Raw genomic sequence first — 14,222 nt, 5'->3', positions numbered from 1 at the left:
GAATAGTGACGAGCGAATTCTGACTTTAATCAATGACTCAGCAGCACTAAGAAGAAGGTGAAAAAGGTCATCATTCGCGGCTGTAGTCGTGCACACCGGGCCGGTACCCGGTGCAACTGAGAATCATATTTTATTATCTTTTCCGGAGTAAATAACTTCCGCGGAGTTCTCTGTAGCCAGGCTGAACATTACATGGGTATGATGATTACGATTTTAGCATTAGCAATATTATTAGCTGGTGCTTCAATGATTTATTTCAGAAGGTACCGCTTCTTTCCGGAGAGGCTGACTTTATTGATCCCTGCAACCAAACGTCCTCTCTCTTCAGAAGAAAAGCAAGCCGCGGTTGCGTACCTGTCAGCTATATCATCATCACGCCATCCTATTCTCGCGCTGTTCAATCGCCCCACTGTCAGTAAAGAACCGGTTTTTACGTTACGCAGCCATAAGGTCTACTCCCTCACTTATCCGATAACACGCTACGGGCTGTCCACCAGTTCCCCCCAGCAATGGCGATATTATCTCGATACCATTGAGATCCATCTGCCGCCCTTGTGGGAACAATTCATTACGGCAGAAAACACCATAGAACTGATCCCCGCCGGGAATATTTTACTGGTCATTGCACTTAACGGGCATCAGCTGGCTGACTATTTTCAGGAGACCTCCGAGAGCCTCCCTCATCTGCCACTGAACTCCCCGGCCTCTATCCGTAAAGAGAAAAGCAGTAATATTGAGCTGCTGCAGATACGCAGAGAAACACCGGAAGAACACCAGCTTTCCAGGCCCGACGGAACCCCGGAAGCCTTTATTATCTGTCTGGCACTACTGATCCTGTTCCTGAGTCAGCTTGTGCCCCCGGGGCTGCTGTTATGGCTGGTCGTACCGTCACTGTTAGTCATCTCCGGATGCCTGTGGAGTATGTTCCGCCCTGCCAGACTCAGTGATTTTAAAGAAATCCACTGTATGCGTGGGTTGCCCAAACGCTGGGGGCTTTTCGGGGAGTCGAATCAGGAACAAAGTAATATTTCGCTGGGCGTTATCGATCTGCACTATCCCGACTACTGGATGCCCTATATTCAGCACGACCTGGGGAAAGTGACCGAAATCGATATCGATACCGAACGCCGGGTGATCCGACAGGGCAGATTTCTGTCATTGCACGACGAATGCCGCGAATTTCCGATCCAACGCTGGCGTAAAAATGCTGTTCTGGCCGGCGGCGCATTACTGGTATTGCTCATGATGGCGAGCTGGGTCCCGCTGGGGATGCCTTTCAAACTCAGTATGGCCTGGTTGCAGGGGACTCAGCGAATTGAAGTGACCTCCCTGAAGCAGTTGTCTGCCATGAAATTACAGGTGGGAGATTTACTGGATGTCAAAGGCGACGGAATGTGCTCGGTCCCGGGCAGTTACCAGGGGAACCGTAGTTATGGCTATATGCCCTTTGACTGCTCGGCCATATACTGGAATAACGCCTCCCCTCTTCCATTGCCGCAATCTGAGATCATTGATGAAACCATGGCACTGCTGGATACCGTCCAACGGCAACTGCATCCTGACTCCATCGACGATTTAAAAATTAATCCCCAGCTGGCATTAGCGATTCAGAAATCGGGGATGATCCTGCTGGATGACTTCGCCGATATTGTACTGAAAACCCACCAGCTCTGTGGTCAGGCGATGGACTGCGTCCGTCTGAAAAATGCGCTGGTCAATCTGGGCAATGCAAAAGACTGGTCATCCCTGGTAACCCGTGCGAAATCCGGTCAGCTGAATGGGGTCAATGTCCTGTTGCGTCCGGTCAGTGCCGGCATGCTGGAGAATCTGGTCAACAGCGCTGCGGCAACGTTTTTTACCAGTGAAACACGTAAAGCCATAGAAACCCTGAACAGCCCGCCGCCGGGGGGCTACCTGTTGATCAGTGACCAGGGCCGGCAACTGGTCAGGCAGCCGCAGCCGGATGTCTCTTTATTTGATCTCAGTGCACCCGAACAATGGAATGAGCTACAGCGCATTTCCGCGATGTTACTCCATACCCCTTTTACCGCGTCCGGTATCATTACTGCACTCTCTGTCGATGCTAACGGCACGACCCATGTCTCGTTACATGAAGAGCCGGGCGGGATCTCTCTCTGGCGTTATCTCGGGACATCGCTCTTCCTGGTAGTATTGGTGCTCTGCCTGCTGGTGAACGCAGTTCTTGCCTTCCGTGGAATGCGTAAAGACCACCAGCGAAAGATAGCCATTCAGCAGTATTACGATAAATGCTTTAATCCGACCCTGGGCAGCGGACATGAGCCCCGGTCGCTTTTCTGACCCCGGATAGCCGCTTCAGCCATTTCTATGGAGTTAACGGTCATCTCCCCCGGGAGCCATGACATGACCGTTACTACAGCATTTCCGGGTACTGGCGACGCAATACTTCCGGCCGGAAGTACGTTATAATAATACCTCACTGGTTTGTGCTGCACGGAAGATACTGTCATCTGTAGCGTCCCCCTTCTGCCTTGAATTATCTGTATTCACCCATATCTACTCAATTCCGGCACAGGGCGGTCACCCACATTAATGGCACTCGGCCAGGCACAGGTCGCCGGTGATTCTGATAACAGGAGCCAGCATGAAACCAAAAATGCCCCCGCAGGAGGTCAGGCTGGATAAATGGCTATGGGCAGCCCGTTTTTATAAGACCCGGGCCATCGCCAGAGAAATGATTGAAGGCGGAAAAGTCCATTACAACGGACAACGCACTAAACCCGGCAAACATGTCGAGCTCAATGCTGAGCTGGTATTACGTCAGGGAAATGACCTGCGTACCGTGGTGATCACCGGCATCGCCGGGCAACGAGGCAGCGCGACGGATGCCAGTCTTCTTTATCGCGAAACGCCGGAAAGTATCGAAAAACGTGAGGCTCAGGCCGTTGCACGGAAACTCCATGCATTGACGATGCCTCACCCTGACAGACGGCCGGATAAAAAAGAACGCCGCCATCTGATAAAATTTAAATTAACGGGCGATGAATAATCTCCCGTCCCCAAAGAGAGACACTTATGCCTGTACACGATCAGCTTCATCGCTTCATTTTTAACAATGCCGAGGTTCGCGGCGAGCTCGTGAACGTTTCACAGACTCTGCAGGATATCCTGCAGGGTCATGACTACCCGCAGCCGGTGCAGGCGTTACTGGGCGAGTTGCTGGTCGCGACCAGTCTGATGACCGCGACACTGAAATTTGAAGGCGACATCACTGTTCAGTTGCAGGGAGACGGTCCTCTGTCGATGGCGGTGGTCAATGGTAACAATCATCAGCAGCTTCGCGGTGTTGCCCGTATGCGTGGTGATATTGCTGACGGCGCAACACTGAAAGAGATGGCCGGGAATGGGTATCTGATCATTACCATCACTCCGGCGAAAGGCGAACGTTATCAGGGCGTGGTCGGGCTGGAAGGTGAGACGATTGCTGAGTGCCTGGAAGACTACTTTGCCCGTTCAGAGCAATTACCTACCCGGCTTATTATCCGCCAGGACGCCCGGGGGGCCGGCGGTATCCTGCTTCAGGTTCTGCCGTCCCACGGTGCCGGTAACGAGGAGTTTGAACACCTGGTGACGCTGGCTGAGACCATCAAGGCAGAAGAGCTGACCTCATTATCGGCTACCGACGTGTTATGGCGTCTTTATCACCAGGAAGAGGTGTCAGTCTTTGACCCGGTTTCGGTTGAATTCAAATGTACCTGTTCACGTGAGCGTTGTGGCGATGTACTGAAAACCGTGGCGGCTAATGAGATCGATGAGATCCTTGCCGAAGATGGCAAGATCGATATGCATTGTGACTACTGTGGCACTCATTACATTTATGATGCGGTCGATGTGGAAAACATCCGCACTAATGCACTCGCAGGTAACAACTCCGTCCACTGATCACGAAACGCCGGCCTTATCTGCTGAGGCCGGCGTCACCGGTATCGCTGCAGGGCTACCTTTTCTGTTGAAAGAAAGGGTAGTCATTACAGCGAAGTATAACCCGCTTCACACTTTTCCCCGGACCTCCTTCCTGCCTTGATGATCCGCTGTGTACACTGCCCGTAACTCTCAGGCTGATATTCTTCCGGAATGATTATCGTTGCCTCTGGCCGCGGCATATCCACTTGCAGACCCAGGTTCGAAAGGAGCAGACACATGTCTTCCAGTAATGGGAAGTTGCCCGATCTCTCATCGTTAGGTATTCAGCATACCCCCTGCATTATTTATAACCCGGACTACACAACCCTGTTTAACGAAGAACTCCGCCCGGAATTACAGGGCTTTGAGCGGGGGATACTGACCAGTAACGGTGCCGTTGCGGTAGATACCGGTATTTTTACCGGCCGCTCTCCGAAAGATAAATACATCGTCCGCGATGAGACAACCCGCGATAATCTCTGGTGGAGTGACACTGCACAGGGCAGCAGCGGCAATCAGCCGCTCAGCGTGGACACCTGGCAGACACTAAAACGTTGCGTGACCGATCAGCTTTCCGGTAAACGTCTGTTCGTGACAGATGCCTTCTGCGGCGCCAATGCCAACAGCCGCCTCAGTGTACGCTTTGTGACAGAAGTGGCATGGCAGGCTCACTTCGTCAAAAATATGTTTATCCAACCGGACGAGGAAGAACTGGCACAGTTTACCCCGGACTTTGTGGTCCTGAATGCGTCAAAATGTTCCAATCCGCACTGGCAGTCTCAGGGGCTGAATTCTGAAAATTTTGTGGCATTTAATCTGACCGAGCGTATTCAGCTTATCGGGGGCACCTGGTATGGCGGCGAGATGAAGAAAGGCTTGTTTGCCGTCATGAATTATTTACTGCCATTGAAGAATATTGCCTCTATGCACTGCTCCGCTAATGTGGGTAAACAGGGCGATGTGGCCGTATTCTTCGGCCTGTCCGGTACCGGGAAAACCACTCTCTCAACCGATCCGGCCCGACAGTTGATCGGTGATGATGAACACGGCTGGGATGATGAAGGCGTCTTCAACTTTGAAGGCGGGTGCTATGCAAAAACCATTAATCTTTGTCCGCAGGCCGAGCCGGAAATCTACCAGGCTATCCGCCGTGATGCTCTGCTGGAGAACGTCGTTGTCCTCGCCGATGGCCGCATTGATTTTGCCGATGCCTCGAAAACTGAAAATACCCGGGTCTCTTATCCTCTCAGCCATATTGAGAATATCGTGACCCCGCTTTCCAAAGCCGGGCATGCCCGTAAGGTTATTTTTCTCACTGCCGATGCCTTCGGGATTTTACCCCCGGTATCACGGCTGACACCGGAGCAAACCCAGTATCATTTTTTATCCGGCTTCACGGCCAAACTCGCCGGGACAGAACGGGGAATTGTCAGACCGCTCCCCACGTTCTCGGCCTGCTTCGGGGCGGCCTTTCTTACCCTGCATCCGACCCGTTATGCAGAAGTGCTTCTGAAGCGAATGCAGGCCGCAGGCGCAGAAGCCTATCTGGTCAATACCGGCTGGAATGGTCAGGGTCAGCGTATATCGCTGAAAAACACGCGGACGTTGATCAATGCCATTCTTAACGATGAATTACGGCAAGCTCCGATGCAGGTATTGCCGGTATTTAACCTGCAGATGCCTCTGAGGCTGAAAAATGTGGAGAGTTCACTACTTGACCCGAGGAATAGCTGGGCATCAGAGAGCGAATGGCGAACCCAGGCCGGGGTACTGGCACAGAAGTTTATTGATAATTTCGTACAATATACGGATACGGCCACCGGTCAGGCACTGGTACATGCCGGTCCGGTGCCCGATTAATTCGCCGTCACAGACAGGGTGACCCACCCTGTCTGTTTCGTACACTTAATGAGTGGCGGTATTCACCACCGGCGGTTCTGTAACCGGCACCGGTAACCAGGCCCGGATACGCAGCCCGCCCTGTTCACTTCTGCCGATTTCCAGCTCCCCCCGGTGCGCATCGATAATCCGCTGGACGATAGCCAGCCCTAATCCTGTTCCGCTGGTACTGCGGGCACTGTCACCGCGGACAAAAGGCTGAAGCAGATGTTCAATTTGCTCCGGTTCAATCCCGGGACCATTATCTTCTACCTGAAACCAGGCCCGGTTCAGCTCACGACCGCTACTGACTTTGATCCAGCCATTACCATAGCGGGCAGCATTCACCACCATATTCGCCACAGCGCGTTTAACAGACAGCGGATTGATATCCAGCAGAAGTTCACTGTCCATCACGGCATTCTCTATCTCGCGCTCATAACCGCTTTCGGCAGCGACCACTTCTCCGAGTACCGTATTCAGATCGACACGTTCTGTCTGCATTTCCTGCCCGGTACGCAGATAATCGATAAACTGTTCGATAATGGCATTACATTCTTCAATATCTTTGTTGATGGATTCGGAAAGATACTTTTCTTCTTCGCCCATCATCTCCGTCGCCAGACGAATACGTGTCAGCGGTGTCCGGAGGTCATGGCTGACTCCTGCCATGAGCAAAGTACGGTCATCGGCCAGTTGTTTAATCCCGGCAGCCATCTGATTAAACGCCCGGGTCACCGAGCGTACTTCCGATGCGCCATATTCTCTTAACGGCGGCGGTATAATCCCCTGTCCCACCTGCAGAGCAGCATTTTCCAGCTCCACCAGTGGCCGGTTCTGCATACGGATAAATAACCAGGCTCCGCAAATCGCCAGCAGCATAATGGCCAGGGTATAGCGGAACAGCGGGGAGAAATCTCCCTGATGAATTTCCGTCAAAGGGACACGCACCCAGATATCGGGAGATAACCAGGTCTTCAGCCAGACCACAGGAGAGTTCTTATTGACCTCCACCCGGACATCGGTCGGCCCGCCCAGTTGCTGCGCCATCTGATCACTCAGAAATTCATAATGCTGTGCCCAGCGTAACCCGCCTTCCTCTGCCGCTGCATTGGTATACAGTGAAATACCTAATTCCCGATAGATTTCCCGACGAAAAGCCGGCGGAACTTCTAACTGCGTGCCATCTTCCAGCTGCAGCTTATCGGTCATCAGCATTCTGACTTCATACGCCAGAACCTTATTAAACTGCTGAAGACTCGGCAAAATCGCAAAATTCAGCACCACCAGATACGTCGTGACCAGACTGACAAACAGTAAAGTCACGATCAATAGCAGCGTACGGGCAAAGGAGCTCCGTGGCGAGAAGCGGAATCGCTTCATGCTTTACTGCCATCCGGCACAAACACATACCCCAGGCCCCAGACGGTCTGAATATACCGCGGGTGTGCCGGGTCTTCTTCTACCATACGACGCAGACGTGAAATCTGAACATCAATAGAACGTTCCATCGCACTGTATTCACGGCCACGGGCCAGATTCATCAGCTTGTCGCGGGATAACGGCTCACGCGGGTGGCTGACCAGCGCTTTCAGTACCGCGAACTCACCACTGGTTAATGGCATAGGTTCATCTTCACGGAACATTTCGCGGGTGCCGAGGTTCAGTTTAAACTTACCAAAGGCGATAACGGCTTCTTCCTGCGACGGTGCGCCCGGCAGTTCATTCGCCTGGCGACGCAATACAGCGCGGATACGGGCCAGCAGTTCACGCGGGTTAAACGGTTTAGGGATATAATCGTCAGCACCGATTTCCAGCCCGACAATACGATCCACTTCTTCACCTTTGGCCGTCACCATAATGATAGGCATCGGGTTACTTTGGCTACGTAAACGGCGACAGATAGAAAGGCCATCTTCGCCCGGCAGCATCAAATCAAGTACCATCAGGTGGAAGGATTCACGGGTCAGTAAACGATCCATCTGTTCGGCATTCGCTACGCTGCGAACCTGGAAACCCTGCTCGGTCAGATATCTTTCCAGCAATGCGCGCAGTCGCATATCATCATCAACGACCAGAACTTTGTAATTTTCCTGCATTTCTTCACTCCCAAAGGCACAATTGCCTGATGCTGTATTGTTAAAAAAGATATATTACAGTGACAGTTTATAATGGTTTATATTCTAGCCGAAATTGTTACAAAGCATATTAAACAGCAAGTTAACTCCGTTTTTATCGCCCTATGCCCGTGGAGTCTGTTGAAATTCCTCAACCTTTTCTTCCGGATTTCATCACGGATGATAATGGCTGTTTTACGCGCAGTACGGTGAATTTCGGGTTATCCAATCTATAAACCGGACTTTTACACCCGTATAAGCGACATACACTGACAATGACTGACATTTATTGACTGTTACGGGAAGCGGAATGAGAACGCCACTGATTACACGCGAAGGCTATAACAAATTAAAACAGGAACTTGACTACCTTTGGCGCGAGGAACGTCCGGAAGTCACCAAAAAGGTGACCTGGGCTGCCAGCCTGGGTGATCGCAGTGAAAATGCCGATTATCAGTATAACAAAAAGCGGCTCAGAGAGATTGATCGCAGAGTCCGGTATCTGAGAAAAAGCCTGGAAGCGTTACGTATTGTCGATTACTCCCCGCAGCAACAGGGAAAAGTCTTCTTTGGCGCACAGGTTGAGGTCGAAAATGATCGCGGTGAGATTAAATCTTTTCGCATTGTGGGCTATGACGAGATTTTTGGCCGTAAAGACTATATTTCGATCGACTCTCCGATGGCCAGAGCCTTGCTTAAAAAAGAGGCCGGCGATGCCGCACAGGTAGAAACACCGGCCGGAATTGCCACCTGGTATATTAACGAGATCCTGTACCCGGACGCAGATTAGGAATATAGCCCAAAGGCAGCGGCGCTACTGGCATTTTAACGGCTCAGTCCGTATAACTGTCCGCTGGAAACCAACCTCGCAGAAATCTGATGCTAAAGATGAAAAATTCGCTAAGCCAAATTATTGCCGGTGAACTTCAGGTGCGTGCAGAGCAGGTCAATTCTGCTGTGCATCTGTTGGACGAAGGGAATACCGTGCCATTTATTGCACGCTATCGTAAAGAAGTCACGGGCGGGCTGGATGATACACAGCTACGCCAGTTAGAATCCAGGCTGAGTTATCTCCGTGAGCTCGAAGATCGCCGCCAGACCATTCTCCGCTCCATTGAGGAACAGGGTAAGCTGACACCGGAGCTTTCCGATGCGCTGAACACCACCCTGAGTAAGACGGAACTCGAAGATCTCTATCTCCCTTATAAACCGAAGCGCCGCACCCGTGGACAGATAGCCATTGAAGCCGGTCTGGAACCCCTCGCGACCCTGTTATGGCAGCAGCCGGATCAGGACCCTGAGAGTGCGGCGCAGTCTTATGTTGATGCAGATAAAGGTATCGCGGATACCCGCGCAGCGCTGGACGGCGCCCGTTATATACTGATGGAAAAGTTTGCGGAAGATGCCGTTCTGCTGGCGAAAGTACGTCATTATCTGTCTAAGAATGCTCATCTGGTGTCAAAAGTCGTGGAAGGCAAGGAAGAAGAAGGCGCGAAATTTCGCGACTACTTTGGTCACCACGAACTGTTGTCATCAATCCCTTCTCACCGCGCGCTGGCTATGTTCCGCGGGCGTAACGAAGGTATCCTGCAGCTTTCTCTGAACCCGGATCCGCAAAGCGATGAACCACCGCGGGAAAGTTATGGCGAGACACTGATAGCAGAACATCTGCAGGTCATTTTCAATAATGCGGCAGCGGACCGCTGGAGAAAAGCCGTCATCAGCTGGACATGGCGGATCAAAATCCTGCTGCATCTGGAAACCGAACTGATGGGAACACTCAGAGAGCGCGCTGAAGATGAAGCGATCAATGTCTTTGCCCGTAACCTGAATGATCTGCTGATGGCCGCACCGGCGGGTATGCGCCCGACCATGGGTCTCGATCCCGGCCTGCGTACCGGCGTAAAAGTCGCCGTTGTCGATGCCACCGGTAAACTGGTCGCGACCGATACGGTCTATCCGCACACCGGTCAGGCGGCCAAAGCCGCAGCCAGTGTGGCCGCGTTATGTACCCGCTATCAGGTTGAACTGGTCGCGATAGGTAATGGTACTGCCTCCCGCGAGACCGAACGATTCTTCCTCGAACTGCAGAAACAGTATCCGCAGGTTACGGCTCAGAAGGTGATCGTCAGCGAAGCAGGCGCTTCAGTGTACTCTGCTTCTGAACTGGCCGCCCTTGAGTTCCCTGATCTGGATGTGTCGCTGCGTGGCGCGGTTTCCATTGCCCGCCGCTTACAGGACCCGTTAGCTGAGCTGGTGAAGATTGAGCCTAAATCCATCGGGGTCGGGCAGTATCAGCATGATGTCAGTCAGAGTCAGCTGGCGAAAAAACTGGATGCTGTGGTAGAAGACTGTGTTAACGCCGTCGGTGTTGACCTGAATACGGCATCCGTTCCCCTGCTAACCCGGGTTGCCGGGCTGAGCCGGATGATGGCACAGAATATTGTCGACTGGCGGGATGAAAATGGTCGTTTCATAAACCGTAAGCAGTTACTGAAAGTCAGCCGTCTGGGGCCAAAAGCCTTTGAACAGTGTGCCGGATTTTTGCGGATCAGCCAGGGTGAAAACGCGCTGGATGCCTCCACCGTTCACCCGGAAGCCTATCCGGTGGTTGAGCGCATTTTGCAGGCAACCGCACAGAGCCTGCAAGAATTAATGGGTAACAGCCAGGCGGTTCATGCCCTGAAACCTTCAGAGTTTACCGATGAGCGCTTCGGGTTACCGACCGTCAACGATATCCTGAAAGAGCTTGAAAAACCGGGCCGGGATCCCCGTCCTGAATTCAAAACAGCGACTTTTGCCGAAGGTATCGATACGATGGCAGACTTACTGCCGGGGATGGTACTGGAAGGCTCGGTCACGAATGTGACTAACTTCGGGGCTTTTGTGGATATCGGCGTTCACCAGGACGGTCTGGTACATATCTCGTCCCTGTCGGATAAATTTGTCGACGACCCGCACAAGGTCGTGAAGGCCGGAGATATCGTCAAGGTTAAGGTCATAGATATCGACCTGCAACGTAAGCGTATCGCCCTGACAATGCGTCTGGATGAGCAAGCAGGCGAAACACGCAGACCGGGAGGCAGTGCCGCACCCGCCGGTCAGCCACGCCCTGCAGCCCGCCAGAATGCCGGTAAAACACGACCTAAAGCCACAGGCAACAGCGCAATGGAAGATGCTCTGGCCGCTGCGTTTGGCAAAAAACGCTAATCTGAAAAGCTCCCGTCCCGGGAGCTTTTTTCCGCAATTCAGTCCGCACTGACTTCCTGCGAAAGAACAACGTCCAGCGAGGCACGGTTATTCAGCGCTGCTGCCAGCTTCTGAAATGCCGGGGCTTTCTCATGTTCATCCAGGTGCTGACGTGAGCTCCAGCGCTCGAGCATAATAAATTGCTGCGGCTGACTGATATTTTGATGGAGTACATAAGATTCACACCCGGGCTCACCCTGCACTTCTCTCTCAGCCGTTTTTAAGGCTTCAGCAACCACTTTCTCTTCACCTGGTGTTGCGGTAATTGATGCAATAACTGTTATGACCTGGCTCATATCTGACCTTCTGATGGTTAATACGGGATCCCGGCAAACGGCCGGCAGACATTGAATCTGTCTGAAAGTATGCAACTGCAGGCAGGAAAAATACACCCTGAGGCCAGCCTGTCCGCATCAGAAGATAAATGGTGCAGCACAGACCGCCCGAAGGCAGCCTGTGCAAAACAGATTACTTATAGACTTCTGCCGTGGCACTGATACGGCCATGCTCACGTCCGGCAATCACCCTGAAGTAGCGCCCTCCCTTTTCATCAGCCAGTCTGGACAGCTCAGCTTTGGCATCTATCGGAGCAGTGGCTTTCGAGGTGGTGGTCACCGTGCCTATTTTTTCCAGATGCTGGCGGCTGACTTCCGCTTTCGTAACCTCTTCTGCCGCCAATGCAGAAAAAGACACGGTACCCGCGACGAACGCAGTTACTGCAAACTTCAACATATTCATAGGGTAAGCCTCTTATTTTATGATTTTATAAAATGCGTAAAAACAGGCAACCCCTGACACGGGAGAAAATGTCAGGGGCCGTCCGACAACAGAGGTAAGGATGTTGTCCGACCAAAGTATGCGCGAATGTTTAAAAAACAGGCAATGCACAAGGTCAAATTTTTACAAATCAGATGAAAAATCCAGCACCTGCTGGCAAAAGAGGTCAGGATGAGAAATGAAAGGTGCGTGTCCGGCCTTAGGAATGATCAGTGACTGTCCGTGTCCGGTATACTGGTCCACCTCAGGCACTATCGCTACCGGCACCAGCGCATCCAGTGCCCCGTAAATGCGCAGCACCGGCACCTTCAGTGCGGACAGTTCGCCACGCAGGTCTGCGGATTGCAGAATAGACAGCCCTCCGTTAAGCACATCGGCTTGCGGTAACGGCTGCGAAAGAATGACGTCTCGGAGTTGCCGGGCATCCTGTCTGGCTGTACCGGTTCCCAACGTCTGTAGCGCCATAAACCGTTCGACCGTTTTTTCAAAATGCTGACTGAGTTGCTGTCTGAAGCCCTCAAGCACGGTCGGTTTAATCCCCGGCCACTGCTCCCGTTCACTGAAACAGGGTGAGGAAGCGAGGGTTATCAACCCGCGCACTTTCTGTCGTGCTGTCTGTACCAGCCGGGTCGCCACCAGGCCACCTAATGACCAGCCAGCAATAATCGCATCTTCGGGTAAATGTGGCCGTAATACCCCGGCCATCTCCTCCAGCGTCATCGCAGAATAACCCTGACTGCGACCATAGCCAGGCAGGTCGACGAGATGTAAACGGAAATGGGGCCTTAATCTCTCTGTGATACCAGACCATACTTCGGCATTCAAACCCCAGCCGTGCAATAACACAAGATCCGTTTTTCCTTCTCCGCAACGGTGCCAGTAAAGCGACATGATGAAGTACTCCGGTTAAAAGTGAGAGGTTAACATGTTCACATTAAAAGGTAATTGCTGGCTATGCCAGTTGCCCGTGTGCTCGCCGGAACGCGGGATTTGCAGTCCCTGCCAGCGCCGGTTGCCCGCACTCCCGTCGCTGTGCTACCGCTGCGGTTTGCCTGCGGCACCGGATACGGGCGCCTGTGGTCGCTGTTTACTCAATCCCCCGCCGTGGCACCGGCTGGTCTGTGTCAGTGATTATCTTCCGCCGCTCAGCCGGTTACTGCATAAGTTTAAATTTTCAGGGTGTACCGCACTGCAGGTGATGTTTGCCAGACTGATTTTGCTAAGCTGGTTACAGCAGCACAGAAGCTGTGGTCTGAGAAAGCCGGACATTGTGGTGTGCTCGCCGTTGAATAAGCACCGGCGGTGGCAACGGGGATTTAATCAGTCCGCCTTGCTCGCGCAACCTTTAGCCCATTGGCTATCCTGCGATTATGCACCGGAAGCACTGACCCGTACCCGGAAAACGGCATTACAACACCGGCTAAGTATTCAGCAAAGAAAGCGTAATCTGCGCCATGCCTTTGCCACGGAATTCAGCTTTTCCGGACAGCATGTGGCGCTGGTGGATGATGTTGTCACCACCGGTAGCACGGCAGGTGAAATATCACAATTGCTCACCCGTGCAGGGGCAGCCAGTGTGCAGGTCTGGTGCCTGTGCCGCACCTTGTAGAGTCACGGTGATGGGCGTATTATTACCCACTGTTTCAGTCAACTATTGAGCCATACTATGATCCGTATTACTGACACTGCCCAGGAGCATTTTTCGAAACTGCTCGCTAAACAGGAAGAAGGCACCCAGATTCGTGTTTTCGTGATCAATCCGGGGACGCCCAGTGCAGAGTGTGGTGTTTCCTATTGCCCACCCGATGCGGTGGAAAGTACCGATACAGAGCTTAACTATGAGCGCCTGACCGCGTATGTCGATGAACTGAGTGCACCTTATCTTGAGGATGCTGAAATCGACTTCGTGACAGATAACCTGGGTTCACAGCTCACGCTGAAAGCGCCAAATGCCAAAATGCGTAAAGTCGCAGATGATGCTCCGTTGATTGATCGGGTTGAGTATCTGTTACAGGCACAGATTAACCCGCAGCTTGCCAGCCACGGCGGTAAAGTCTCTCTGATGGAAATTACCGAAGACGGCTATGCGATTTTGCAGTTCGGTGGCGGATGCAACGGCTGCTCCATGGTAGATGTCACCCTGAAAGAAGGGATCGAAAAAGAGATGCTGGCCGCTTTCCCGGAACTGAAAGGGGTGCGTGACCTTACCGAGCACCAGCCAGGCGAACACTCTTACTACTGATAAGTGTTATCCACCGT

The 14,222-nt window shown here is 52.5% G+C and carries 13 protein-coding genes; 8 read left to right on the top strand and 5 right to left on the bottom strand.

Annotated elements, in window-relative coordinates; translation table 11 throughout:
* Positions 1-192 precede the first annotated feature (192 nt).
* From ABD035_RS07485 to pckA, 4 genes are all read left to right on the top strand, one after another.
* On the top strand, positions 193-2,319 hold the full coding sequence (locus tag ABD035_RS07485; RefSeq protein ID WP_343868976.1) for an IgaA/UmoB family intracellular growth attenuator: 2,127 nt from the start codon (positions 193-195) through the stop codon (positions 2,317-2,319).
* 304 nt (positions 2,320-2,623) lie between these two features.
* On the top strand, positions 2,624-3,028 hold the full coding sequence (hslR, locus tag ABD035_RS07480) for a ribosome-associated heat shock protein Hsp15 (protein ID WP_212713525.1): 405 nt from the start codon (positions 2,624-2,626) through the stop codon (positions 3,026-3,028).
* Positions 3,029-3,054: 26 nt separating this feature from the next.
* A complete protein-coding gene (gene hslO, locus ABD035_RS07475) occupies positions 3,055-3,921 on the top strand; it encodes an Hsp33 family molecular chaperone HslO (protein WP_212713526.1) in 867 nt (288 codons plus the stop codon).
* A 258-nt stretch (positions 3,922-4,179) separates the two neighbouring features.
* Positions 4,180-5,802 (top strand): phosphoenolpyruvate carboxykinase (ATP), encoded by a 1,623-nt coding sequence (pckA, locus tag ABD035_RS07470; RefSeq protein ID WP_343868973.1) that lies wholly within the window; start codon positions 4,180-4,182, stop codon positions 5,800-5,802.
* A gap of 45 nt (positions 5,803-5,847) precedes the next feature.
* Here pckA and envZ read toward each other — a convergent pair whose 3' ends face one another.
* Together envZ and ompR are read right to left on the bottom strand one after the other, a co-directional pair.
* Entirely contained in the window at positions 5,848-7,203 is a 1,356-nt protein-coding gene (envZ, locus tag ABD035_RS07465; protein ID WP_212713528.1) for a two-component system sensor histidine kinase EnvZ, read from the bottom strand.
* Positions 7,200-7,919, bottom strand: a complete 720-nt coding sequence (ompR, locus tag ABD035_RS07460) for an osmolarity response regulator transcription factor OmpR (RefSeq protein ID WP_025901501.1) — start codon at positions 7,917-7,919, stop codon at positions 7,200-7,202. Before ompR ends, envZ begins: the two co-directional genes overlap by 4 nt.
* 328 nt (positions 7,920-8,247) lie before the next feature.
* Here ompR and greB point away from each other — a divergent pair, with 328 nt between their 5' ends.
* Positions 8,248-8,727 (top strand): transcription elongation factor GreB, encoded by a 480-nt coding sequence (greB, locus tag ABD035_RS07455; protein WP_212713529.1) that lies wholly within the window; start codon positions 8,248-8,250, stop codon positions 8,725-8,727.
* 98 nt (positions 8,728-8,825) lie between these two features.
* Entirely contained in the window at positions 8,826-11,147 is a 2,322-nt protein-coding gene (locus ABD035_RS07450; protein WP_343869021.1) for a Tex family protein, read from the top strand.
* 38 nt (positions 11,148-11,185) lie between these two features.
* Here ABD035_RS07450 and ABD035_RS07445 read toward each other — a convergent pair whose 3' ends face one another.
* From ABD035_RS07445 to bioH, 3 genes are all read right to left on the bottom strand, one after another.
* A complete protein-coding gene (locus ABD035_RS07445; RefSeq protein WP_343868969.1) occupies positions 11,186-11,482 on the bottom strand; it encodes a putative quinol monooxygenase in 297 nt (98 codons plus the stop codon).
* Positions 11,483-11,654: 172 nt separating this feature from the next.
* Positions 11,655-11,924: a YdgH/BhsA/McbA family protein gene (locus ABD035_RS07440; RefSeq protein WP_212713531.1), complete on the bottom strand. Its 270-nt coding sequence runs from the start codon at positions 11,922-11,924 to the stop codon at positions 11,655-11,657.
* A 162-nt stretch (positions 11,925-12,086) separates the two neighbouring features.
* Positions 12,087-12,857, bottom strand: coding sequence for a pimeloyl-ACP methyl ester esterase BioH (bioH, locus tag ABD035_RS07435; RefSeq protein ID WP_343869019.1), 771 nt, complete (start codon positions 12,855-12,857; stop codon positions 12,087-12,089).
* Between the two features lie 31 nt (positions 12,858-12,888).
* On the opposite strand from bioH, the gene gntX reads away from it, so the two are divergent.
* Both gntX and nfuA read left to right on the top strand, forming a co-directional pair.
* Positions 12,889-13,572, top strand: a complete 684-nt coding sequence (gntX, locus tag ABD035_RS07430; RefSeq protein ID WP_343868966.1) for a DNA utilization protein GntX — start codon at positions 12,889-12,891, stop codon at positions 13,570-13,572.
* 57 nt (positions 13,573-13,629) lie between these two features.
* Positions 13,630-14,205 carry a Fe-S biogenesis protein NfuA gene (gene nfuA / locus ABD035_RS07425; protein WP_025901508.1) on the top strand — a complete coding sequence of 192 codons (576 nt, stop codon included), beginning with the start codon at positions 13,630-13,632 and terminating at the stop codon, positions 14,203-14,205.
* Positions 14,206-14,222 lie beyond the last annotated feature (17 nt).

It is taken from the genome of Tatumella terrea, from assembly GCF_039523755.1.
GTDB classification, from domain to species: domain Bacteria; phylum Pseudomonadota; class Gammaproteobacteria; order Enterobacterales; family Enterobacteriaceae; genus Tatumella; species Tatumella terrea.
The sequence above is the reverse complement of the archived record's forward strand: the minus strand, read 5'-3'. Positions and strand labels throughout refer to the sequence as shown.

What these genes read in the sequence shown, in the direction of transcription:
- ABD035_RS07485 (WP_343868976.1), top strand. Translation starts at nt 193, where the DNA reads ATGGGTATGATGATTACGATTTTAGCATTAGCAATATTATTAGCTGGT.
- hslR (WP_212713525.1), top strand. Translation starts at nt 2,624, where the DNA reads ATGAAACCAAAAATGCCCCCGCAGGAGGTCAGGCTGGATAAATGGCTA.
- hslO (WP_212713526.1), top strand. Translation starts at nt 3,055, where the DNA reads ATGCCTGTACACGATCAGCTTCATCGCTTCATTTTTAACAATGCCGAG.
- pckA (WP_343868973.1), top strand. Translation starts at nt 4,180, where the DNA reads ATGTCTTCCAGTAATGGGAAGTTGCCCGATCTCTCATCGTTAGGTATT.
- envZ (WP_212713528.1), bottom strand. Translation starts at nt 7,203, where the DNA reads ATGAAGCGATTCCGCTTCTCGCCACGGAGCTCCTTTGCCCGTACGCTG.
- ompR (WP_025901501.1), bottom strand. Translation starts at nt 7,919, where the DNA reads ATGCAGGAAAATTACAAAGTTCTGGTCGTTGATGATGATATGCGACTG.
- greB (WP_212713529.1), top strand. Translation starts at nt 8,248, where the DNA reads ATGAGAACGCCACTGATTACACGCGAAGGCTATAACAAATTAAAACAG.
- ABD035_RS07450 (WP_343869021.1), top strand. Translation starts at nt 8,826, where the DNA reads ATGAAAAATTCGCTAAGCCAAATTATTGCCGGTGAACTTCAGGTGCGT.
- ABD035_RS07445 (WP_343868969.1), bottom strand. Translation starts at nt 11,482, where the DNA reads ATGAGCCAGGTCATAACAGTTATTGCATCAATTACCGCAACACCAGGT.
- ABD035_RS07440 (WP_212713531.1), bottom strand. Translation starts at nt 11,924, where the DNA reads ATGAATATGTTGAAGTTTGCAGTAACTGCGTTCGTCGCGGGTACCGTG.
- gntX (WP_343868966.1), top strand. Translation starts at nt 12,889, where the DNA reads ATGTTCACATTAAAAGGTAATTGCTGGCTATGCCAGTTGCCCGTGTGC.
- nfuA (WP_025901508.1), top strand. Translation starts at nt 13,630, where the DNA reads ATGATCCGTATTACTGACACTGCCCAGGAGCATTTTTCGAAACTGCTC.